Annotated in this window: 19 protein-coding genes; 10 read left to right on the plus strand and 9 right to left on the minus strand. The window is 69.3% G+C overall.

Annotated features, from left to right (window positions below; translation table 11 throughout):
• The first annotated feature begins 1 nt into the window (after position 1).
• From ACNI65_RS10210 to ACNI65_RS10225, 4 genes are all read left to right on the plus strand, one after another.
• A complete protein-coding gene (locus tag ACNI65_RS10210) occupies positions 2-1,573 on the plus strand; it encodes a glycoside hydrolase family 43 protein (RefSeq protein WP_416762801.1) in 1,572 nt (523 codons plus the stop codon).
• On the plus strand, positions 1,573-4,143 hold the full coding sequence (locus tag ACNI65_RS10215; RefSeq protein WP_416762802.1) for a beta-L-arabinofuranosidase domain-containing protein: 2,571 nt from the start codon (positions 1,573-1,575) through the stop codon (positions 4,141-4,143). The genes ACNI65_RS10210 and ACNI65_RS10215 overlap by 1 nt, the downstream gene beginning before the upstream one ends.
• A 146-nt stretch (positions 4,144-4,289) precedes the next feature.
• On the plus strand, positions 4,290-5,063 hold the full coding sequence (locus tag ACNI65_RS10220) for a MipA/OmpV family protein (RefSeq protein WP_416762804.1): 774 nt from the start codon (positions 4,290-4,292) through the stop codon (positions 5,061-5,063).
• A gap of 19 nt (positions 5,064-5,082) precedes the next feature.
• Positions 5,083-6,240, plus strand: a complete 1,158-nt coding sequence (locus ACNI65_RS10225) for a sterol desaturase family protein (RefSeq protein WP_416762805.1) — start codon at positions 5,083-5,085, stop codon at positions 6,238-6,240.
• Positions 6,241-6,276: 36 nt separating this feature from the next.
• Here ACNI65_RS10225 and ACNI65_RS10230 read toward each other — a convergent pair whose 3' ends face one another.
• From ACNI65_RS10230 to ACNI65_RS10245, 4 genes are all read right to left on the minus strand, one after another.
• Positions 6,277-9,132 (minus strand): hypothetical protein, encoded by a 2,856-nt coding sequence (locus ACNI65_RS10230; protein WP_416762806.1) that lies wholly within the window; start codon positions 9,130-9,132, stop codon positions 6,277-6,279.
• A 134-nt stretch (positions 9,133-9,266) separates the two neighbouring features.
• Entirely contained in the window at positions 9,267-10,340 is a 1,074-nt protein-coding gene (locus ACNI65_RS10235) for a DUF4126 family protein (RefSeq protein ID WP_416762807.1), read from the minus strand.
• Positions 10,341-10,499: 159 nt separating this feature from the next.
• On the minus strand, positions 10,500-10,850 hold the full coding sequence (locus ACNI65_RS10240; protein WP_416762808.1) for a hypothetical protein: 351 nt from the start codon (positions 10,848-10,850) through the stop codon (positions 10,500-10,502).
• Positions 10,851-10,995: 145 nt separating this feature from the next.
• Positions 10,996-12,438, minus strand: a complete 1,443-nt coding sequence (locus tag ACNI65_RS10245; protein WP_416762809.1) for a PLP-dependent aminotransferase family protein — start codon at positions 12,436-12,438, stop codon at positions 10,996-10,998.
• 123 nt (positions 12,439-12,561) lie between these two features.
• Between ACNI65_RS10245 and ACNI65_RS10250 the strand changes: the two genes are divergently transcribed.
• Positions 12,562-13,023, plus strand: coding sequence for a carboxymuconolactone decarboxylase family protein (locus tag ACNI65_RS10250; RefSeq protein ID WP_416762810.1), 462 nt, complete (start codon positions 12,562-12,564; stop codon positions 13,021-13,023).
• A gap of 73 nt (positions 13,024-13,096) precedes the next feature.
• Here ACNI65_RS10250 and ACNI65_RS10255 read toward each other — a convergent pair whose 3' ends face one another.
• Positions 13,097-13,741: an N-methyl-D-aspartate receptor NMDAR2C subunit gene (locus ACNI65_RS10255; RefSeq protein ID WP_416762811.1), complete on the minus strand. Its 645-nt coding sequence runs from the start codon at positions 13,739-13,741 to the stop codon at positions 13,097-13,099.
• Between the two features lie 20 nt (positions 13,742-13,761).
• The gene (locus tag ACNI65_RS10260; protein ID WP_416762813.1) at positions 13,762-14,700 is read right to left on the minus strand and encodes a LysR family transcriptional regulator; all 939 of its coding nucleotides are present in this window, start codon (positions 14,698-14,700) and stop codon (positions 13,762-13,764) included.
• A 193-nt stretch (positions 14,701-14,893) separates the two neighbouring features.
• Here ACNI65_RS10260 and ACNI65_RS10265 point away from each other — a divergent pair, with 193 nt between their 5' ends.
• Both ACNI65_RS10265 and ACNI65_RS10270 read left to right on the plus strand, forming a co-directional pair.
• Entirely contained in the window at positions 14,894-15,661 is a 768-nt protein-coding gene (locus ACNI65_RS10265; RefSeq protein ID WP_416762814.1) for an SDR family oxidoreductase, read from the plus strand.
• Between the two features lie 103 nt (positions 15,662-15,764).
• On the plus strand, positions 15,765-16,676 hold the full coding sequence (locus ACNI65_RS10270; RefSeq protein WP_416762816.1) for a pyridoxal-phosphate dependent enzyme: 912 nt from the start codon (positions 15,765-15,767) through the stop codon (positions 16,674-16,676).
• Positions 16,677-16,687: 11 nt separating this feature from the next.
• Here ACNI65_RS10270 and ACNI65_RS10275 read toward each other — a convergent pair whose 3' ends face one another.
• The 3 genes from ACNI65_RS10275 to ACNI65_RS10285 form a co-directional block, all read right to left on the minus strand.
• Positions 16,688-17,371, minus strand: a complete 684-nt coding sequence (locus tag ACNI65_RS10275; protein WP_416762818.1) for an SH3 domain-containing protein — start codon at positions 17,369-17,371, stop codon at positions 16,688-16,690.
• On the minus strand, positions 17,361-18,311 hold the full coding sequence (locus ACNI65_RS10280) for a hypothetical protein (RefSeq protein ID WP_416762820.1): 951 nt from the start codon (positions 18,309-18,311) through the stop codon (positions 17,361-17,363). The genes ACNI65_RS10275 and ACNI65_RS10280 overlap by 11 nt, the downstream gene beginning before the upstream one ends.
• Before the next feature lie 125 nt (positions 18,312-18,436).
• Positions 18,437-18,865 (minus strand): DUF1801 domain-containing protein, encoded by a 429-nt coding sequence (locus ACNI65_RS10285; RefSeq protein ID WP_416762821.1) that lies wholly within the window; start codon positions 18,863-18,865, stop codon positions 18,437-18,439.
• 263 nt (positions 18,866-19,128) lie between these two features.
• Here ACNI65_RS10285 and ACNI65_RS10290 point away from each other — a divergent pair, with 263 nt between their 5' ends.
• From ACNI65_RS10290 to ACNI65_RS10300, 3 genes are all read left to right on the plus strand, one after another.
• Positions 19,129-20,421 carry a hypothetical protein gene (locus ACNI65_RS10290; protein WP_416762823.1) on the plus strand — a complete coding sequence of 431 codons (1,293 nt, stop codon included), beginning with the start codon at positions 19,129-19,131 and terminating at the stop codon, positions 20,419-20,421.
• Positions 20,422-20,552: 131 nt separating this feature from the next.
• The gene (locus ACNI65_RS10295; RefSeq protein ID WP_416762824.1) at positions 20,553-21,557 is read left to right on the plus strand and encodes an ABC transporter substrate-binding protein; all 1,005 of its coding nucleotides are present in this window, start codon (positions 20,553-20,555) and stop codon (positions 21,555-21,557) included.
• Positions 21,557-23,068: a sugar ABC transporter ATP-binding protein gene (locus tag ACNI65_RS10300; RefSeq protein WP_416762825.1), complete on the plus strand. Its 1,512-nt coding sequence runs from the start codon at positions 21,557-21,559 to the stop codon at positions 23,066-23,068. The genes ACNI65_RS10295 and ACNI65_RS10300 overlap by 1 nt, the downstream gene beginning before the upstream one ends.
• The last annotated feature ends 52 nt before the right edge of the window (positions 23,069-23,120 follow it).

A 23,120-nucleotide genomic window follows, 5' to 3' on the forward strand; every position in this document is an offset into this window, starting at 1 on the left:
CATGAGCGAACTCAACAGACGCACCCTGCTCGCGCACGGCGGCGCGGTGGCGCTCGCCCTGACGGGCTGCGGTGGAGGCGGCGGATCGACGTCGTCGGCGGTGGCTGCGGCGCCGTCACCGACACCGGCCCCCTCGCCCGCTCCCGCGCCGGCACCAGCACCAGCCCCTGCGCCCGCCCCGTCGCAGCCGCCGATCCCCTTCGCCGAGGTCTCGGTGCACGACCCGTCGGTGATCCGCGCGGACGGCACGTTCTACGTGTTCGGCTCGCACCTGGCGGCCGCGAAGTCGACCGACCTCATGAACTGGGCCGCGGTCGCCGACGGCGTCAACGACGCCAATCCGCTGTTCAACAAGGTCACGACGGCGCTGGCCGACACCTTCGCCTGGGCGCAGGTCACCGGCCTGTGGGCGCCGGACGTGGCGCGGCTGGACGACGGCAAGTACCGCATGTACTACTGCGCCTGCAAGGGCGACTCGCCGCGATCGGCGCTGGGCGTGGCGGTCGCGGACGCGGTCCAGGGACCCTACGTGAACCAGCAGATCCTGCTGAAGTCCGGCCAGTGGGGCCAGGCCAGCGAGGACGGCACGATCTACGACGCGACGGTCCATCCCAACGTCGTCGACCCGCAGGTCTTCAAGGACGCGACCGGGCGGCTCTGGATGATCTACGGCTCGTACTCGGGCGGTCTCTTCATCCTGGAGATCGACAAGACGAGCGGGTTGCCGCTCGCGGGCCAGGGCTACGGCAAGCACCTGATGGGCGGCAACCACGCGCGCATCGAAGGTGCCTACGTGCTCTACAGCCCGAGCTCGCGCTACTACTACCTGTTTTGCAGCTTCGGCGGGCTGGACGCCAACGGCGGCTACAACCTGCGCGTGGCGCGCTCGCGCAATCCCGATGGCCCCTATGTCGACGGACGCGGCACCGACATGGCGACGGTCAAGGGCGCGCCGGGCACGCTCTTCGACGACGCCAGCATCACGCCGCATGGCCAGAAGCTGATGGGCGGCCATCAATGGGCGCTGGCCAGCGGCGAGTCCGGGACCGCGCTGGGCTATGTCTCGCCGGGGCACAACTCGGCGTATCTCGACGCGGCGACGGGGCAGTACTTCCTCATCTTCCACACGCGTTTCCCCGGCAGCGGCGAGCTGCACCAGGTCCGCGTCCACGAGATGTTCCTCAACGCCGATGACTGGCTCGTGGCCGCCCCCTTGCGCTACGCGCCGCTGTCGCTCGCGGTTCCGGCTGCCTCGCCCACGGTGGGCGCGATCGATGCAGCGGGCAGCTACAAGCTGATCAACCACGGGCTGGACATCACGCCGACGTCCAAGACCTCGGTGGCGGTGACGCTCGCGGCGGATGGCACGGTGAGCGGCGGTGCCACGGGCACGTGGTCGCACCAGGGCAGCAACCGCGTCGCGTTGACGCTGAGCGGCAGCGGGACCTCGGGCGGCAGCTTCGCGGGCGTGCTCTCGCGGCAATGGAACACCAATGCCGGGGCGTTCGCGGTCACGTTGACGGCGCAATCGGCCGCGGGCGTGTCGGTCTGGGCCATCCGCACGGGCACCTGATGCGGCGCGCGTTCCTGCAGCGATGCCTGTGCGCTGTGGGCGCCGGGGTCGGCCCCGGCTTCGGCGCGCTGCTGGCGAAGGACGCGAGGGCGACGAGCGGCGCGGCCCTGGACGTGGCGAATCCATCGCGTCGCGATGTTCCGCTCTCCGCCGCGCGGCGCATGCCGCTCTCGCGCGTGCGGCTGCTCGACGGGCCCTTGCTGGAGGCGCAGCGCACGGACCTGCGCTACCTGATGGCGCTCGATGCCGACCGCTTGCTCGCGCCGTTCCGCCGCGAGGCCGGCCTGCCCTTGCCCAAGCCGTCCTACGGCAACTGGGAAAGCAGCGGGCTGGACGGCCACATGGGCGGGCACTACGTGTCAGCGCTGGCGATGATGGCCGCGAGCACCGGCGACGACGCCGTCACCGCGCGCCTGCGCCAGGTGCTGCGCGAGCTGCGGGCCTGCCAGCTCGCGCAGGGCGATGGCTACCTCGGCGGCATTCCGGACGGACGGACCGCGTGGCGCGAGATCGCGCGCGGGGAGTTGAAGGTCGACAGCTTCTCGGTCAATGGCCGCTGGGTGCCTTGGTACAACCTGCACAAGACCTTCGCCGGTCTGCGCGACGCGTGGGTGCTGTGCGAGGAGCCGCTCGCGCGGACGATGCTCGTGGATCTGGGCGGCTGGGCACTCGGCTTGCTCGAACCGCTGAGCGACGCACAACTGCAGGACATGATGCGCGCCGAGCACGGCGGCATGAACGAGCTCTTCGTCGACCTGGCCGAGATCACCGGCGATACGCGCTACCGCGCGATGGCGACGCGCTTCTCGCATCGCGCGATCCTCGATCCATTGCTGGCCCGGCATGACGCGCTCACCGGGCTGCACGCCAACACGCAGATCCCGAAGGTGATCGGCTTCGCGCGCATCGCCGAGGCCGAAAGCTCGAACGATTCAATGCTCGAGGCCGCCCGATTCTTCTGGCACACGGTGGAAGCGCGCCGCAGCGTAGCGATCGGCGGCAACAGCGTGAAGGAGCATTTCCACGCGCTGGATGATTTCCAGCCGATGCTGGATGAGGTGGAAGGTCCCGAGACCTGCAACACCTACAACATGCTCAAGCTCACCGAGCTGCTGCATGCACATGCGCCGGACGATGCATCCCGAGCGCGCTACGCCGACTTCCACGAACGCGCCCTCTTCAACCACGTGCTGGCCTCGCAGCATCCGTCGGGCGGCTTCGTGTACTTCACGCCGATGCGACCGCAGCATTACCGCGTCTACTCGCAGGTCGACCTGGGCATGTGGTGCTGCGTGGGGTCCGGCCTGGAGAGCCACGCGCGGCATGGCCAGTTCATCTACACGCAGGCCGATGGCCCGACCCCGACGCTGTACGTCAATCTCTTTGCCGCCTCATCGCTCGACTGGCGCGAGCAAGGCGTGACGCTGCGCCAGCTCACGCGATTCCCGGACGAAGCCGCGACGCGGCTGGTCATCGATGCCGTCGCCGCAGACCAGGCAACGCCCTCGCGCCGCTTCGCGCTGAAGATCCGCCATCCGGCCTGGGTCAGACGGGGCGCCCTGCGTGTGACGGTCAACGGCCGCCCCGTGACGCTGAGCGCTGAGGACGCGCGACCCGGTGGCTACGTCACGCTTGAACGCGGCTGGCGCGCGGGCGACACCGTCGCGCTGCGCCTGCCGATGCGCACCACGCTGGAGCCGATGCCGACGCGCCCCGACCATGTGGCGGTGCTGCACGGCCCGATCGTGCTGGCATCGCGCACGAGGCCGCTGCCGGAGGAACGCCTCGAGTTCCGCGCTGGCGATGCCCGCATGGATCACATCGCCCAGGGCGAACGGGTGCCGCTCGCGCAGGCGCCGTTGTTCGTGACCTCGGAGGCGGACTTCTCCGGCCGCCTGCTACCGATCGCGGGCCGCCCGCTGAGCTTCCGCACGGGATCGCTGCTGCAAGGCCCGGATGGCGCGCCGATGCGAGGTCTGGTGCTCGAGCCCTTCTTCCGCGTGCACGACAGCCGCTACATGCTGTACTGGCCAGTGAGCACGCCGCAGCAGGCGCGCGAGCGCCGCGAGCGAATCGCGCGTGACGAGCAAGCGCGCATCGCGTTGCAGGCGCGGACGGTGGACGCGGTGGCGCCCGGCGAGCAACAGCCCGAGAGCGATCACGGCTTCGAGGGCGATCGCGTCGACACCGGCTTGAATGGAGGACGTCGATGGCGCCATGCGACGGGCTGGTTCAGCTACCGCCTGAACGATCCCAAGCGCGAGGGCCGTGTGTTGCGCCTGGTGTGTTCCCCGTCTGACGACGGCCGGCGCTTCGCTGTCTGGCTCAACGACCGCCTTCTGACTGACCTCACGCTGAAGTCCTCGGCCGAGAGCCCCTCGCCCGCGAAGCGGGAGAGGGGTGGGGGTGAGGGCTCGCGGCAGGGCACGGAATCGACCTTCTACGACCTGGATTTACCGATCCCTGAAGACTGGCCGCGCCCCGCCGATGGCACGTTGAGAGTGCGCTTCGTCGCCGCGCCGGGCTCGATCGCGGGCGGCATCTACGACCTGCGGCTGCTGAGATCCTGACGGTCTGACGACGGCCACGCGACAGGCTGCAGCAAGGTCCGCGCGGACGTGGCTTCCTAGAATTCCGCGTGACCTGCCGCACGCCCATTACTGCCCTGTCCCGACGCCACGTCCGCCCTCGCCTGCCCCTGCGTTGTGCAGGTCTGATGGCAGGCCTGCTGGCGAGCGCCACCCCCTCATGGGCCGCCGGCAGCCTCGTGCTGATGGACGCGCCGCCGGCTGAAACGAGCTGGTCGGGCGGTGTCTCCACGCGCAGCTGGCCGTCCGCGCCCGGTTCCCGCGCCAAGAGCAACGACCTGTTGCCGGCGATCGAGGTCCTCGCGCCCAACGGCGCCTTCGCCTCCACGGACCTGGGCGTGGGCTGGAACCTCGTGCCCCTACTAGCCGATGCGGAGACCGCCAAGACCTGGCAAGCGGGCGCGCGCCTGTGGCCGCAGTTCGGCCGCCCCTCGCGCGTGACGCCGCAAGGCATCGACCGGCTCGGCTCGCGCGTCACCACCGAGGCCTTCGCCAACGTGCAGGCGACGTCCTGGCTGTTGCTGCAATCAGGCGCGTCCTGGGGCAGCGGCCGACATCACGACGGTCAGCAGCTGGAACTGGGTCTGACCTCGGGCATCCCGATCGGCGACGACCTGATCGGCGTGACGATCGCGGCGACCGCGGCCAACGGCGCGCACTTGCGCAGCAGCTTCGGCGTCGGCCCGCGCGAGGCGCGCGCCAGCGGCCTGCCCGAATGGCGGCCTCGCGCCGGGATGATGGACTGGAGCATCGCGCTCAACGGCGAGCACAAGTTCTCCTCGCGCTGGTCGGTCAGCGGCCAGTGGCTCAACGCACGCCTCGTGGGCGATGCCGCGCATTCGCCGCTGACGACCGCCAAGTCGCAGCAGACCTTCAGCGCCAGCCTCTGGTACCGGTTCTGAGCGCTCGCGCCCTCCCCTCATGCATCGTGTCCTCCTGATCGCCGTCCCGCTGTTTGCCCTGTTCATGGGGCTCGAATGGCTGTGGGGCCGCTGGCGAGGCCGGGACACGCATGACCTGGCGGACTCGCTGAGCAGCCTCAGCCAGGGCCTGATGAGCCTGGCGGTGGCGGCGGTGACGCCGCTGTTCCAGACGGGGATCTACGCGTGGGCGCAGCCGCATCTCGGGCTGCTGCCGACGTCCCTGTGGACCGGATGGTGGGCTTGGGCAGTGGCCATCGTCTTCTACGACTTCTGCGATTACTGGCTGCATCGCGTGAGCCACGAGAGCGCGATCTTCTGGGCGGCGCACGCGGTGCATCACCAGAGCGAGCGATTCAACCTGACGACGGCGCTGCGGCAGGAGAGCTTCTACGCGGTGATGGGCGCGCCCTTCTTCCTGCCGATGGCGCTGCTGGGGATGCCGGTCGATCTCTACCTGGGCGCGGGGCTGTTCGTGCTGCTGTATCAGTTCTGGATCCACACCGAGCTGATCGGCAAGCTGGGCTGGCTGGACCGGCTGATCTCGACGCCGTCGAATCACCGGGTGCATCACGCGGTGAATCCGGGCTATCTCGACAAGAACTACGGCGCGGTGCTGGTGATCTGGGACCGGATGTTCGGCAGCTTCGTCGAGGAGACCGAGCCCTGCGTCTATGGCACGGTGAAGCCCTTGCACAGCTGGTCGCCGCTGCGCGCGATCGGCCAGTTCTACGGCGAGCTCCTCGAGCGCGCGCGGGCGACGCCGCGCTGGCGCGATCGCGTGCGGGTGATGTTCAAGTCACCGGGGTGGAATCCGCCGGGCATCGCGCCCTTCGCGCCGCCAGATGAGGCGCGGTTGCGCCAGCCGCGATTCGCGTCGCGCCTGGAGGCGCTCGATGTGGGGCGCGCGATCAGCCTGTTCCTGGTGACGGCGGCCGCGACGGCCGTGTGGCTCGATGCCGCCGATGATCTCGGTGAAGGGCGCAATCTGCTGGCCGCCGCGGTGGTCGCGATCGGCCTGTCGGCGACGGGCGCGATGCTCGCGCGCGGGGAGCAGGAGCGCCATCGCGACGGCGAACGATCCACCCAGCGGCGCGCGTGGGGGATCTACCTGGGCGCGATGACCTTGTGCGTGGGCCTGATCGCCGTGATGGCCTGATCGGTGGGCGAGCCTGAAGGGCTCGTCCAATGCCAGTCACCCCGCGATCAACGGGAACAGGCGATCCTCGCCACCGGTCTGCGAGGGCGGCAGCACGACACAGGCGACGAAGCCCGGTAGCGGGCGTCCGGCGGCCGAGGCGATCGTCGCGGCCAGCGCGACGAAGGGCCACGACACAAGTTCCTCGTTCCCCACCAGCGCCTCGCCCGACGTCGCGTAGCGCGCGAGCGTCGATGCGATCTCCGACATGCGCTTGCCGGCGGGTCCGCGCACCGACTCCATCGTTTCCAGCCGAACCGGCCGTAGCAGGTCCTCCAGCGCGCGGCATTGCGAGGTCAGCGCCTCCAGACCGCGCAGCAGATAGGACAACACGAACAGCCGGCCCAGCATCAGGTGCAGTGGCGAGCCCTTCACCCGCAGGCCATCGGACATCCCCAGCCGCGGATAGACGCCAACGTCCATGTCCGCGTCCTTGCGCCACTGGACCGGCAGCTCAGGGAAACGGTCGAGGAAGGCGAGCAGCAGCGCCGTGTCGTCGCCGGCGAAATCGGGCAGGCAGTCCCGGGCTTTCTCCAGCGTGAAGAGGCGCGGCGTCTGCTTGGGCCACCAGCGCGCGTACTCCGATTCCATGCCGCGCAACCCGAAGGTCACCAGGTCTCGCCGCAGGTCCTGCAGCGGCGCGCTCAGGAAGCCGCGGAACTCCGCGCCGGTGAACGACAGCGGCAGGAGGATCGCGGCCGACTTCAGCAGTCCCTTGAGATCGAGCGAGCCATCGTCGGGCAGCGGCACGACCTCGGCCAGGCTCCGGCCGCCCTTGCCGCCGGTGACCGTCTGCAGCGCCTGCCACATGCGCTCGAACTGGTCCTTGTCCAAGGTCTTGCCGCGCGCGGAGAACGCGCCGTTGAGCGCGAAATCGACGAGCCCGCCGGCATCGTCCTTCGTCGCGGACATCACCAGCTGGGCGTGGCGAGAGATCCAGTAGCTGTCGGCCTCCTGCTGGGCGGTCGCGCTGCCGTCGGCGATCACGTCGCCGGTGAGGTTGCCGCGCAGCGACACCGAGCTGTCGCGCGTGCGCACGTCACCGATGTTCAGGCCGAAGAGGTTGATCTTCACCGACTCCGTGCGCAGCCGCCGATCGGCGAGCAGCAGCCATCCCTCGGGCTCGCCCACCACGGCGCCGGCAGCGCGCGCGGCGGCGATCAGCGGGACGAGCGTGTCCAGTCGGCCGGTCCACATCGCGTCGAACAGGCGGCGTCCTGCGTCCGAGTCCGCCGTGGGCGCGAAGGTCACGCGCAGGAAAGTCTGATTGCTGCTGGTGTTCTGCACCGAGCCCGCAAGCGCCAGCGTCACCTTCGCGCGCTGGGCGTCGCCGAGCGCCTCCAGCACGCTCTCGCGCAGCTGGGCGTAATCGTCCAACGCCTTCGTGATGGCGCCCACGATCTTGGCGTTGTTGAGCTTGCCGGTCACGGCGGCCAGCTGCGCCTGGATCTTCTCGCCGAGCGCGCCCAGCGGCGCGAGCACCGCGCTCGCCGCGTCGCCCGCGGCCGCGTTGATCTTGGCGGCCAGCGCGCCGATCGCGGTGGCCGCCTTCTCGCCGAGCGCGTCGATCTGCTTCTGGACGAAGTTCTGCAAGGCCTGCATCACGGTGGGCGGCAGCGGCCCGAACGCGGCGCCTATCCAGGCCTGCGTCAGGGACTGCGCGCTCGCGCCGCCCGTGGCGATCGCGGCGGAGGCCCGATCGAGCAAGTCGATCAGGCGGGCGCTCAAGGCGGAGGCAAGGGTCTGAGCCGCTTCTTCCGGATCGCCGAAGCCGGCGGCGACGAGCAACAGCGGCTTGAACGCGTTGCCCGTCAACGCCTTGCCGAGCTCTTTCTCCAGCGCCTCCGCGAGCGCCGTGCCCGGGTGCGTGAGGATCGCGAGCTCGTCGCTGTACTTCGCCGGATCGGGCAGCTTGCGCCGCAGCCAGGCGTCGGCGGAGGCCGCGAGCGCGGTCGCGTCGAGACCGGCGGACAGCTCCAGTGCCAGCGAGCGCGAGCTGGTGGACAGCCGCTCCAGCGCGACCTCCAGGCCGTAGCGTTCCTGTCCGTCGACCGAGCCGATGGACTTGATCAGGCTGCGCAGCCGGAACTTGCCGCCGATGGCGAGCTTGGCGTTGGCGCTCGCGCCCAGCGAGAAGCCCAGCTTGGCCTTGTCGCCGTCGAAGCCCCAGGTCCAGCCCGAGCCGGTGAACGAGGCCTTGGCGCCGAGCGAGGCCTGCAACTGTCCGTCCAGGTCCACGGAGCAGCCCCAGTAGTCGAAGTCGCCCGCGCGGGCGAGCTGGGCTTGAAGGTCCATCGGGGGCGCCATGAAGGGGACCGCGGCCACGAGCGCCAGGCCGAGCCGCTCGCTTTGTCTCGCCGCGATGTACCACTCGATGGCCGCGTTGCCGGAGGCCGACGCGCCCGCCGACAAGCCCCAGGCGCCGGCGGACGCGGTGCCGTCGAGGGTGGCACCGAGCGTGCCCTTGGCGGCGTAGCGCACGGTGAGGAAGCCGCTTCTGACGGGCAGCCCGAGCGTGCCCATCTGCGCGGCGTCCAGCACATCGGCGGTGAGCGTGAGCTCGGCCTGGGCGCCGAAGGCCCAGGTCCAGGCGCCGGTTTGGAGGCTTTTGCCTTGCAGCGGTCCGCCGAGCGGCACGACGGTGCCGGTGCCGTCCTCGAGCAGATCGGACAGTGGCAGCGCGAGCGGCTTCCACTGCTTGAGCTTGTCGCTGTCCAGCGCCTGCTTGACGGCGCCCTGGAGCAGGCCGCGCGCCGCGCTGATGGCCTGGGTGTCGTCGTTGCCCTTGAGCTTGGCGTCGACGAAGCACTTGATGGCGTCGGAGATGGGCAGGTCGCTGAGGAATCCGGTCATGGGCGCTTTCGTTCAGGCGGTGTGAAGGCGGCCGGAACATAGCGCATGCCCGTCACGAGCGGCATCCCCAAGGCGGCGGATGGGGCGGCGGCGCGACGGGAATCGGGGACGCGGCAGGGGCGCGCCCAGGCGGCTCAGCTATGCGGCCAGCCCAGCACCTCGAGCGCATCGTGATAGTCGTGGTCCTCACGCGCGTCGGTGGCGGCGTTCAAGCCCAGCGAAGCCAGGCACACCATCGCGGCGCCGCCGAAGGCGATGAGGTCTTCCGCGGCGGCGACCGGGAAGTCGTGGCCCAGCGCGTCGGCCATGCCCTCACGCAGCCGGTGGCAGGCGTAGGTCGCGACGATCGCGCCCATCGCGCCTGACAGCGCCGCTGGCCAGGAGCGCCCTCCCGCGAGCGCCGCGCCGGAGATCGCGCCGGTCACGGCGCGCGCGGCCAGCCCGGGAGGATCGGTGCGATCGGGCGTCGAGGGGAGCTTGTCGACGATGAGCTCGCCGATGGCCATGGGCGTGGCCAACGCGACGGCGGAGGTCGATCCGAGCATCGCCAGCGGCGAGTCCTTCACGTCGATCCAGCCAAGCTTGGCCGCCCAGGCCGTGGCGAACAGCGGCGCGCTGGTGCGCGGACCCGCGGTGGCGCCCATCAGGAAGGCCATCGCGAGGGTCCGGCGCGAATCGGCCGGCTTGCGCGCGACGACGGGCACGCCAAGCGTCCTCGCCTCGCGCACCACGGCGGCTCCGGCGCGGGCACGCCCGAAGAATCTGCGGAACAGATTGCGGGCGCATTCGGTGAACGCGCCGTAGATCAGGTGCGAGGCATACGAGTACGGATGCGACTGGAGCGGCGCTCGCGTGATCGGCTCGCCGAAACGCATCGCGGGCACGAGGCCCTCGTCGACAACGGTGGCCGCAGCGATGCCGAAGGCCGTGCCGTGCCCGCAGGTCACGCGGGGGTCGAGTTCCGCGGCGGCGCCGTACACGCCCCCCACCAGTGAGCCGACGGCGTAGTGCACGGCCTCGCCTGCGACAGGGCGTTGACTGGCGGGCAGGCGGCGGCCGGAGAGCTTGGCCAGACGATCCGCGGCGCGCTCGGTCGATGGCCAGCCGCGCACGCCGGAGGTGATCCCGACGCGTTCGAGCAGGTCCTGGAAGGCGGTCATTGCCGCGGCGCCGATCAGGCCGCCGGCCAGGCCGGAGGCGATGCCCAAGGGGATATCAGTTCGGGACGGATGGGATGTGGGCATGGCGGCTCCGTGGGGGCTTCGTTGCAGGACGAAGCAGCGGAGCGGCAAGGGCCGTGCCTTGGTCACTGATGCTCGCCGCGCAGGTGCGGCACAGGCGAGCCGATCCCCCCGCGCGGTCAAGCGTCAGCGGCCACAGGAACGAGGAAGGAAATAGGTGCCGTTCAACGCATAGGGCTTGCCGGCGTGGTCATAAAGCCGGATATGAACGCGGCAATTCCCGTCCCCATCGACCTCAACGCGACTGTCGGGGCTGACCGAGACCACCTGATCCGTCGCACCGATGCCGCGATTCAAGACGATGCGGCCGCCATCCACGGCATCCGCTTTCCGCGGCAGGATCACCTTGTACCGATCCAATCCATTCGTCCAGCCACCGCCGTGCCAGTTGAAGCTGACCTCATTCGTGGGAACCTCAACGCTGATAAAGGTCCGGTCCTCGTGGGACCAGACGGAAACCGAGGTCTCCGTGCTCATGGAAACGCAGCCGGCCAAGATCGTGGAAATCGCCGCTATGAAGCCAAGGCGGCGCCATCGGAGGCGTGGCATCGCGTCAGGACGGATCCGCCGCGCGCGAAGGTGGGATATGTCCAGCAGCATCTATCGCAGCCCGTTTCGGGAATCACGAGGCTGGGCACGATATCTCAACGGCGGCCCGCTCCACCAGCTCCGCTACCCGCTCACATCCCCGCTCGATCTGCGAGAGCGGCGCGGTCGCCACGCTGAGCATCAGCCCCGACTGCGCGAGTTCGGGCCGCGCGTACCAGACCGACAGCGGCGCGGGCGCGATGCCGAAGGCAAACAACGCGCGGGCAAGCGCCAGGTCCGAAACCCCGTCAGGCGTGCGCACCAGCACGGCCAGCGCCGCCGGATGCGTGTGCAGGCCGCGCGCCTGCAGCGCTCGCAGCAACGCGTCCCGTTGCGCCAGGTACAGCCGCTTGGTCCGGCGCAGGTGGCGCAGGTAATGACCCTCGCGCAGCAAGGCCGCGATCGCCGCTTGCGTCGCGGGCCCGGGCGGCGGCGCGAGACACGCCGCCACCTCGCCGAACCGCGCGACTTGCGGCGCTGGCACCACGACGAAGCCCAGCCTCAGGCGCGGATCGATCGTCTTGCTGAACGAGCCGATGTGGATCACGCGTCCGTCCGAGTCCAGCGACGCGAGCGCCGGCGCGGCCCGCCCCTGAAGCTGCAACTCGCTCAGGTAGTCGTCCTCGACGATCCATCCGCCCGTGCTCCGCGCCCAGTCCAGCAGGCGCAAGCGGCGTTGCAGCGACATCGTCACGCCCAGCGGCGCCTGCTGTCCGGCCGTCACCACCGCCAACACCGCATCGGGCGCCTCGCGCCATCCCTCGTCGACATCGAGGCCCTCTTCGTCCACCCGCACCGGCACCGTGGTCAGGCCGCCCAGCGGCAACGCATGCCGAGTGAAGAAGAAGCCGGGTTCCTCCATCCACGCGCGCCGGCCTTCCAGCCTCAAGGCACGCAGCGCGATGCCCAGACCCGCCGCGTAGCCGCCGGTGATCAGCACCTGGTCCGGCGAGCACACCAGCCCGCGCGCCACGGCCAGGTAGGACGCGATCTCACGTCTAAGCTCCAGCTCGCCGCGAGGATCGGGATACAGCGCCGCTCCGGTCGTTTCCGCCGTCAGCGCCCTCACCCGCAGGCGCGTCATCAGCTTGGACGGCAGGCTCTCTCGCGACGGAATGCCGGGCTGGAACAGGCCCGGGCCGGCGGTGAGCTCGCGATACATCGTCACGAACGGACCGGGATCGAGCCGCGCCTCGCTGCGGCGCGCGCTCGCGGGCCGCTCCGCGACGCGCGTCCCGGCGGCGCGCGAGGCCTCGATCAGCTGATCCGCCGCGAGCTTCTCGTAGGCCACCCGCACGGTGCCGCGCGCCACGCCGAGCTGCGCGGAGAGGTCGATCCACGACGGCAGCCGTGTGCCGGGGCGCAGCACGTCCTGCTCGATCGCCACGGCAATCCCGCGATGGATCTGGTCCGTCAGCGGCGTCGCCGAGCCCTTGTCGAGCGACAGATGAAAAGGAGCATCCAGGTTGGAACTCATCGGAAGCGCATCGAGTGGTACAGCGATTCTCGCGCTTGTTGGGACTTCTCGATGCACCAGACCGGGCGAAGAATCCACCCCATCAACCCTCCCTTCAACCACTTTCCAATCCAGGAGTTCCCCATGACCCAACGTCTCGATTACACCCAAGTGGCTCCCGCCGGCGTCAAGGCGCTGGGCGGCGTCTACGGCTACGTGGCCCAGAGCGGCCTGCCCGCCGCGCTCGTGGAGCTGGTCTTCCTGCGCGTCTCGCAAATCAACAATTGCGCCTACTGCCTCGACATGCACACCCGCGACCTGCTCAAGAAGGGCATGCCCATCGAGAAGCTCGCGCTGGTGCAGGCCTGGGACGAAGGCGGCGCGCTGTTCGATGCCCGCGAGCGCGCGGCGCTGGCCTGGGCCGAGTCGGTGACCCGCGTGGCGACCACCGGCGTGCCCGCGGCCGATTACGACGCCGTCAGCGCCGTGTTCAGCGAGAAGGAAGTCGTCGACCTGACCATCGCAATCGGGCTGATGAACACCTACAACCGGCTCGCCATCAGCTTCCGCAACGTGCCGCAGGCGGTCGCTCAAGCCGCGCGTTGAATCGGTGAGTGGCTCAGCTTGCGGAGCTTGCTGAGGCCGAGCCAGGCCGGATCAGGCTACGGCCCCGGCGCCCTCAGCCGATCGCGCGGCGCAGATTCTCGCGGGCGCGCGCTTCGAGCCGCTCGCGCAGCGTCGGCGTGCTGTAGAGCACCGGCCGATCGAGGAAGGTCCGCAGGATCTGCTTGCGCTTGCGGCGGAACAGGAAACCCGGCACGAAGCCGTATTCATCGCGGATCTGCCGCTCGTACTCGTCGAAACGCGGACGCTCCGCGCCGAGGATTGCGAGGTCGATGTCCACCAGCACCTGCTCGTCGGGGCTCTGGGGCACGCCGTCATGCTTGGTGACCAGCACCAACTGGCGGACGCGCTCGGCGACGTCGGCATCGACGCCGGCCTCGCGTAGCGCGGTGTGCGCCCAATCGGCGCTGCGGTCCTCGTTGCCGGAGCCCTTCACGTCGTAGATCGCGTCGTGGAACCACAGCGCCATCTCGACCTCCGCGGGATGCGTCGCCAGCGTCGCGACCTCCTCCAGCAGCGCCAGGCATTCGGCCAGGTGCTGACGCGTGTGGTACTTCCGCTGCGGCTCGCCGTAGCTCGTGAGCAAGGCATCGCGCAGCGCCTCGCCGTCGCGCTGCGCGTGGGTCCCGTCGTTCGCCACCAGCGCCGTCCAGGCGCGATGCCAGGAGCGATCGAAGAGTGCGCGGTCGTGGGCGTCCATGGCGGCAGGTGTCGCGGGGTTCATGTGCGCGCGATCGTAGCGCCCGGCGCCGGAGGCACGCCGACGTCCCAGTACGGCGGATCGCCGAACGCTGCCTTCAGCGCATCGGCCAGCGCGCGCAGCTTGGTCGACACGCGTCGGCCGTCGGGATGGGCCATGTAGATGAACTCCTGTTCGACCTCACGTCCGACGTCGACGATGACCAGCTCGCCGCTGCGGATCTGCTCGCCGACGATGAAGGTCGGCAGCAGCGCCAACCCCAGGCCCGCGAGCGCCGCTCCACGCATCAAGTCGCCGTTGTTGACCCGCAGCACCGCATGCGGGCGGACGAACTCGTCGGGACGCGTGTCCAGGAAGCGCCAGTCGGCGATGCCGCGGTTGGCGTAATGGATGGCGCGGTGATCGGACAGCTCCGCCAGCGAGCGCGGCGTGCCATGGCGGCGCAGGTAGTCCGGCGAGGCGACCAGGAATCGGCGGCTAGGCGCCAGCACCCAGGCCACGAGCCGCGAATCGGCGATCGTGCCGTTGCGCACCACGGCATCGAAGCCTTCGGCCGAGACCTCCACGCGGCGGTCGTCCAGCTCCAGCGTCATCGAGATGCCGGGATGCGCGCCCAGGAAGGGATACAGCGCCGGACCCAGGTGCATGCGGCCGAAGGTGACCGGCGCGGAGAGCCGCATCGGGCCGGTGAGCTGACCGCGGCGCTCGCCGACCTCGGCGGCCGCTTCCTCGACCTCGCGCACGATGCGCAGCGCCCGGTCCAGGAACGCCAGGCCGTCCTCGGTGAGGCTGAGCTTGCGCGTCGTCCGGTGGAAGAGCGGCGCGCCGAGGCCCTGCTCCAGGTCGGCCAGGCGCTCGCTGACGACCGACTTCGACAGATGCAGCCGTCGCGCCGCGGCGCTGATCGAGCCTGCTTCGGCAATCGCCACGAAGCTGGAGATCCCATCCAGTTTGACCACGCGCTCCCCTCCGAAGCAGGCCACCCCACGGGTGACGAAGCCGCCATTCTGGGGGATTGTCCGGAACTTCAGAACGGTAGTTTCTCCAGCCGACGGCTTCTGGAAACGATGGGCGGCTCCCACACTTCCTCCCATCGCTTCATTCAACCCCGCGCCGGTCGGACCGGCGCTCCACGAATCCAGGAGTTCTTCCATGAGCCAACGTCTTGAAAACAAGGTTGCCCTGATCACCGGCGCGAGTTCCGGCATCGGCCGCGCGACCGCGCTGCGTTTCGCCGCCGAGGGCGCGAAGGTCGTCGTCGGCGCGCGCCGCGCGGGCGAGCTCGATCAACTCGTCACCGAGATCCACGCCGCGGGCGGCCAGGCGGTGGCGCTGGCGGGCGACGTGAAATCCGAGGCCTATGCGAAGGCGCTGGTGGACCTGGCGGTCGAGCGCTTCGGGCGGCTGGACATCGCCTTCAACAACGCCGGCACGCTGGGCGAAGGTGGCGCGACCACGGGCGTTTCCGAAGCCGGCTGGAACGACACGATCGCGATCAACCTGACCGGGTCCTTCCTGGGCGCGAAGCACCAGATCGCGCAGATGACGAAGAACGGCGGCGGCTCGGTGATCTTCACCTCGACCTTCGTCGGCTACAGCTTCGGCTTCCCCGGCGTGGCGGCCTACGCGGCGAGCAAGGCCGGCCTGATCGGTCTGACGCAGGCGCTGGCGGCGGAGTACGGCCCGCAGGGCGTGCGCGTGAACGCAATCCTGCCGGGCGCGGTCGACACCGACATGTATCGCGACATGAACGACACGCCGGAGTCACAGAGCTTCGTGACCAACCTGCATGCGCTCAAGCGCGTGGCCACGCCGGATGAGCTGGCCAAGTCGGTGCTGTACCTCGCGTCGGACGATTCGTCCTTCGTGACGGGCACGGCCTCGCTGGTCGATGGCGGCGGCTCCATCACCCGCACCTGATCGCGGGCACCCGATCGGTTGCCCCGGATGGCGGTGCGGCGAGCGGCATCGCGTGGCGCCGAGCGGCGGGGACCCGGGTCGGGATGGCCTAGGATCCCCGGCCATGACGATCCATATCCAGACACCGACCCTCGACTCCGACGCGTTCAGCTCGCCCGAACAACTGGTGTGGTTGAAGCTCGAGGCCCTGCAGCCGAGCGGCTCATTCAAGCTGCGCGGCGTGGGGCATGCCTGCGAGGTCCACGCGTCGCGCGGCGCGAAGCGGCTGCTGTCGTCCTCGGGCGGCAACGCCGGGATGGCGGTCGCCTACGCGGGCCGGATGCTGCGACTGCCGGTGGTGGTCGTGGTGCCGGAGACCACCGGCGAATGGCCCAAGACGCTGATCCGGCGCCAGGGCGCGGAGGTGATCGTGCACGGCAAGAGCTGGATGGAAGCGAACGACTTCCTGATGGCGATGCGCGAGCCGGGCGATGCGTTCATCCATCCCTTCGACGATCCGCTGCTGTGGGAGGGCCACGCGACGATGATCGAGGAGGCCGCGCGGCAGATGCCCAAGCCGGACGCGGTGGTGCTGGCCGTGGGCGGCGGCGGGCTGATGAGCGGCGTGCTGCAGGGCATGCACGCGGCGCGCTGGCAGGACGTGCCGTTGGTGGCGGTGGAGACGGTCGGCGCGGATTCGCTGCGGGCGTCGGTCGAAGCCGGCGAGCTGGTGACGCTGGACGCGATCCGCAGCATCGCGACCTCGCTGGGCGCGCGCCGGGTGAGCGAGCGCGCCTTCGCCTGGACGAAGGAACACGAGGTGGTGCCGGTCACGGTGACCGATCAGGAAGCGGCGCGGGCGTGCCTCGCGGTCGCGAAGGAGCACCGGCTGATCGTCGAGCCCGCCTGTGGCGCGGCGGTCGCCGCGGTGCTGCAGCGATCGACACCGATGCTGAAGTCCGCGGGCAACGTGCTCGTGATCCTGTGCGGCGGCGCGTGCGCGACGTATGAGGATCTGGTGAGGTGGGCGGACTGAGGCGTTTGAGCTCAGCGTGTGCTTTCCTCGAGACCGCGACCGTCGCACGTGGTCTCCTGAATCCCGCAGATCTGGTTGACCCATACGCGGAAGCGCCCGGGTGGTGCGCCCTTGCGAGCTTGCGGAGCGATTTGCAGGGTCGAGTGCACATCCTTGGGAAGGCGGCGTTCATTGAACTCGAGCTGAACCCAATCGCCCTTGCAATCGATAGGACGGCTCGCTTCCATCAGCGCGTCGCTGTCGAGGGGATCTCCATCGGCGCTCTTGAATACGGAGGCTGAGGTGGAGGAGGGCGAGGCGCGTCCGCGAAGTGCCTGCGTCTTCACGCTGAGCCGAGTGCCGCTGACCCAGCCTTCGCCATCAAAGGTCGGACGCGAAGGTCGCCCGCTCAGCCGGGTGAAGTCTTCCGCGCGCCGGATACGGAACCAGCCGTTGCGCGCCTCGAAAACCTCGACCTCAACTCGTTCCTGCAGGTTGTCCTGCTTGCTGATCCAGATGGGTGGCAGCTTGCCGATCACTGCGGCCTTGGGATCCGGCGCTGACCGCACGTTGAGACCTGCGGGGTCATGCTCCTCGACGAAGGCGCCGAAGGTGCAGGCTTCGTCGCGGCCAGCTTCAGCGTGCGCGGCGGGAAGAACACATCCCAAGTTCAGCGCAAGCGCAACCGGAGCAAGGCGGCAGAGGTCAATAACCATCGATGAGGACATAGTGGAATCGCGGGTTGCGGCCAACGGCGGCCAGGAAGCTCGCGTAGCAGTCGCTGGGGATCGTTTGGCAGCCTGCGGAGCCGGTATTTCCGTTGGCGAGATTACCGCCCTTGTGGATCAGCATGGAGGTGCCGACGAACTTCGTGTCGATACGATTCGTATCAGCCGAGGTAAAGAATCCGTCCCCGTTGGTGTCGCGTTCCGCTGTCTGATTCTTTGAAGTCTGGAAGGCACGATCCTTCATGTACCCGCCCGGGCGCTCGTTGTAGAAGTAGGTCCCGGCCTTCAATCGTCCGGCATCACGAATGCCGTCTCCGTTGACGTCGTCGCCTTCAATCTTGCGGAAGCGGACCTGATCGTAGGCGGGATCGAGTCGCTTGCCTGTGCTGAGCGGCGAGGCGCGATGCGCATACTGCGCGCTGGGTTCTGTGGCCGCGGGGAACGTGCGGACCGCGCCTTGGCCAGAGGGGCCATTCAGCACGGCGATGTAATCGTCGTATGCACCGAGGCCCCGATTCACGAGCGTGCAAGTCTCTCGACGCAGGCCCACCAGAACCATCTGTCCACGTGCCATTGCAGAAATGGCGCTGTCATTGCCGCGCTGTCGCACGAGCGACGCGCAGTATTGGAAGGTCAACCGCTTGGACAGCAGAGGGAGCTTGGGCATCACGGGCCGCCGATACTGATCGGCATGCCAGATCATGAGCAAAGCCGCACCTTGGCGCTGTTGGCTCAAACGGGCGCGCCCTTGCCAGTTCAATGCCTGATCGGCAAGGCGTCCGGCAGTTCGCCCGATCTCTGTCGATAACCCGCGAGTTTCCTGGTGCCAGGTCTGCAAGGCGGCATCAGGGTCCGAGACAGCCAAGCGTGCAAAGCGTTGGGCAAGATCGTCCAGATCCGGGTCATAGATGGCTTGGGCCGCGGGCATTGAGGTCCTCCGAAACGTGGCGTTGCGCCTTTGTTCGGAGTGTCTCCAGCAGTGGCCCTGTCGGGAAAGTGACTTAGGTCCGCGCGCCGCTGACGGGAGCGACACGAGTTCGCGCGCCTTGCCGCTCACATCCTCTCCCCCGGCGCCTCGCTCGCCGCCCTCACCCACGCCAAGAACCCTGCCTCGTCGAGCGGATCCTGCTCGCTGACATGCAGGTAGCGCGCGTGCGCGGTCTTCGAGTCCACCGGCGGCATTGGGTCCAACGACTTGCCGTTGAAGAACGCGACCTTCACGTAGCGCGTCATCACGTGGATCCCCAAAAACCAGGTCTCGCCATCCATCCCGTACAACGGCGAGTTCCACTTCACCGCCTTCCTCACGCCCGGCACCTCGCGCGTCACCAGCGCGTCGATGTGCCTCACCACGTCCTGTCTCCAATCCGACAAGGCCGCGATGTAGGCCTGCACCGGCGCGTCCCCATGGCCCTTGGCGATCTGCGGATTGCCGCCCGCGAGCAGCTTCACGGCGGGTTTGGCGGTCTTCCTGCTGGGCATGGTCTTGTGCGATGCGCGCCTGGGATGTGGCGGCCAAGCCTACACCCGCCCCGACACACCCCGGCGACTCCGGCAATACCTCACGCGATGCCCGCGACTCCCCCTTTGGTCGGAGGGGCCACGGGCGCCCTTCCCTCTAAGGTCGCGCCTTCGCTCTCGATCACCCCGTCCTCGCGTCCGCGAGACCCTCGACGTTTCTTCTCTCGACCGACATGCCGTCCCGCCGTATTCGCCGTATCCGCCGTAGCGTTTCTCCTTTGTTCATGACCGCCGCGGCCATCGCCGTCTTCGCCCTGAGCGCGTCGCCCGCGCTCGCGCAGCGCGCCTCCAAGCTCGCCGAGCTCACCGACTTCCCTGAGGGCGCGCCCTTCTTCGGCGTCGACAAGGCCGCCCGCGCGCGCTTCATCGAACGCTTCCGCGCGCTGCCACCGGAGGCCTTCCGCGAACTGCCCCCCAAGGACAACTCCACCGTCCGCTTCGCCGTGACCGATGCCGTCGAGGTCCCCGCCGCCGTGCGTGAAGCCGCCGGCGCGAAGGAGGTCTGGTACGAGCAATGGATCCGCCAGAGCTTCGTCTCCAAGGACGGCAAGCCCTCGCGCGACAGCTACGACCGCACGCTGTTCCGCTGCCAGCCCGCGACCTACATCCCCATCGGCCTGCTGTTCGAGACCACCGACAAGGAGGGCAAGCCCAGCCTCTTCGCCGACGTCGAGTACCTCAAGGTCCAGATGCGCACCATCGATCCGATGCGCGTGCCCATTCCGCTGGCCGACAACTACCGCAAGCTCTGCGGCACTGCGCTCGACGACACACGCGACCAGGCGCTCAAGGACGACGCCGACGACCTGCGCCGCATCCTCAAGGCCCGCCTGCTCGCGCTCAAGGCCGCCGAGAAGCATCCGTATCCGTTGCCACAACCCGCCGGCGCCGCCTCGGCCCCGCCGCCTGACGTCAGCCTGACCGCTGCCCCCACTCCGGGTGCTGCCGCCTCCGCACCCGTGAGCGTCGCCGGCTCGCTGACCGAGCTGATGGGCCTGTCGCCGGACCTGCTCCAGCCCGACCCCGAGCTCGTCACGCCCGACGGCGCCATCCGCCCCGCGCGCCTGCGCCTCTTCGGTGCCAACGGCAAGGCCGCGTGGATCCACCGCGGCTCGGCCTGCGTCGGCGGCAACGACACGATCCACGTGTCAGGCGGCCTCGGGACCTCCTTCCAGTCGCTGCTGGGCACCACCTCCAACGTCAGCATCGGCATGCCCTCGACCAAGAACCTCGAGGCCTTCGGCAGCGGCGGCTCGATCGGCACGAAGCAGTTCTATCAGGAGCATGAGATCCCCGGCGCCCGGCCGACCACGATCAGCCTGAACAGCGAAGGCTGCAAGACGATCAACGCGACCTTCGTGCCCGTGCCCGGCGCCGACTACGAAGCCACGCTGCGCCGTACCGAGACCGGCCAGATGTGCATGCTGCAGATCCACAAGATCGCTGCCGACGCCAGCGTGCGCACGGTCCGCGTCCAGTCCGCCCCGGAATGCCCCAAACCTGCCGCTGACCGATAACCGGAACGGCATCGATCACACCGCAAATGTGATTGGCCGGGCATCCCCGGCCTCCCTAGGATCCGTGTCACCTCGCGAGGCGCGCCCATCGGCGTGACCTCCACACCCACTCGAACGAGGAGACAACGGACATGACCGCATCGCGTCGCCACCTGCTGGCGCGGGCCACCTGCGCCCTGGCGCTGGGCACGGCCCTCTCGCCCTTCAGCCCCTTCACCCTCCTCGCCTCGACGGCCCACGCGGCGGACAAGCCCCTCGTGCTGGGCTTCTCCCAGGTCGGCGCCGAGAGCGAATGGCGCACCGCCAACAGCAACTCGATCAAGGACGCCGCCAAGCAGGCCGGCATCACGCTCAAGTTCGCCGACGCCCAGCAGAAGCAGGAGAACCAGGTCAAGGCCATCCGCAGCTTCATCGCGCAGAAGGTCGACGTCATCGCGTTCTCGCCCGTCGTCGAATCCGGCTGGGACACCGTCCTGCGCGAAGCGAAGAACGCGAAGATCCCCGTCATCCTCACCGACCGCGCCGTCAAGGTCAGCGACCCGTCGCTGTACGTCACCTTCATCGGATCGGACTTCGTCGAGGAAGGCCGCAAGGCGGCCCGCTGGCTGATCGACTGGGCCAAGCAGAACGCGCCCACCGGCGACGTCAACATCGTCGAGCTCCAGGGCACCGTCGGCTCCGCGCCGGCGCTCGACCGCAAGCGCGGCTTCGAGGAAGTCATCAAGGCCGATCCCCGCCTGAAGATCGTGCGCTCGCAGTCCGGCGACTTCACGCGTGCCAAGGGCAAGGAGGTCATGGAGGCCTTCCTCAAGGCCAAGGACAAGAAGATCCACGTCCTCTTCGCGCATAACGACGACATGGCCATCGGCGCCATCCAGGCCATCGAGGAAGCCGGCCTCAAGCCCGCCAAGGACATCGCCATCGTCTCCATCGACGGCGTGCGCGGCGCCTTCCAGGCCATGGCCGCGGGCAAGCTCAATGTCACCGTCGAGTGCAACCCGATGCTCGGCCCGCAGCTGATGCAGCTCGCGCGCGACGTCGTCGCCGGCAAGCCCGTGGCCAAGCGCATCACGACCGAGGAAGGCGTCTTCACCGCCGACGTCGCGGCCAAGGAACTCCCCAACCGCAAGTACTGATGTCCAGCGCCGCTCCGCTGCTGTCGCTCAGCGGCATCGACAAGAGCTTCCCCGGCGTGAAGGCGCTGTCGGGCGTCTGGCTGCGGTTGTTCCCCGGCGAGATCCACGCGCTGATGGGCCAGAACGGCGCGGGCAAGTCCACGCTGATCAAGGTCCTCACCGGCCTGTACGCGCCCGACGCCGGCCGCATCGAGCTCGCCGGGGACCCGATCGCGCCGCGCGCCACCGCCGACGCGCAGGCCCTGGGCATCAGCACCGTCTACCAGGAGGTCAACCTCGTCCCCAACCTCTCGGTCGCGGAGAACCTCTTCATCGGGCGTTATCCGCGGCGCTGGGGCCAGATCGACTGGCGCCGCATGCGCGAGCGCTCGCGGGAGCTGCTCGCCGAGCTGGAACTCGACATCGACGTGGACGCGCCGCTGGCGCGCTACTCGCTGTCCATCCAGCAGATGGTGGCGATCGCGCGCGCGCTCAACATCTCCGCGCGCGTACTTATCCTGGACGAACCGACCTCCAGCCTCGACGAGGCCGCGGTGCAGCACCTCTTCCGCGTCATGCGCCGCCTGCGCGAGCAAGGCATGGCGCTGCTCTTCGTGACGCACTTTCTGGACCAGGTCTACGCGGTCTCCGACCGCATCACCGTGATGCGCAACGGGCGCACCGAGGGCGAGTACATCGCCCAGGACCTCGGCCGCCTGGACCTGGTGCGCAAGATGGTCGGCCCGCACGCGGCCTCCGCGCCGCCGGTCGAGGCCTGCGCGCAGACCACGACCCCGGCGCTGCGCACGCACGGCCTTGCGCGGCGCGGCGCGCTGCAGCCGCTCGACCTCGAGATCCGCGAGGGCGAGGTGCTCGGCCTCGCGGGCCTGCTGGGCTCGGGTCGCACCGAGACCGCGCGTCTGCTCTTCGGCGCGGACAGCGCGGATGCCGGCGACATCGAGGTCGCCGGGCGACGCCGGCGTTTCGCCTCGCCGCGGCAGGCCATCGGCAGCGGGCTCGCGTTCTGCTCCGAGGATCGCAAGCTCGAGGGCGCGGTGCTGGCGCTGTCGGTGCGCGAGAACATCATGCTGGCGCTGCAGGCCCGCCAGGGCTGGTGGCGGGCGATCCCGCTCAAGCGTCAGCAGGCGATCGCCGAGGACTACGTGAAGCGCCTGGGCATCAAGACCGCGGACATCGAAACCCCGATCGGGCTGCTGTCCGGCGGGAATCAGCAGAAGGCGCTGCTCGCGCGATGGCTGCTCACGCAGCCACGCCTGCTGATCCTGGACGAACCCACGCGCGGCATCGACGTGCGCGCGAAGGAGGAAATCATGAACGAGGTCCGGCGCCTGTGCGCGCAAGGCACCGAGGGCGATCGCCGCATGGCGGTGCTCTTCATCTCGTCGGAACTGCCCGAGGTCCTGCGCTGCAGCGACCGTGTCGTGGTCCTGCGCGACCGCCGCGCCATCGGCACCTACGCGCGCGGGCAGCTCGACGAGCGCTCCGTGCTGGAGGTGATCGCCGGTGATTGAGGCCCTCCCCTTGACGGACGCCGCCGCCGCCCGGCCCGCTCGACCTCGCCGC

Origin of the sequence: Roseateles sp. So40a (assembly GCF_048081605.1) — a bacterium.
In the GTDB taxonomy this organism is placed as follows: domain Bacteria; phylum Pseudomonadota; class Gammaproteobacteria; order Burkholderiales; family Burkholderiaceae_C; genus Roseateles.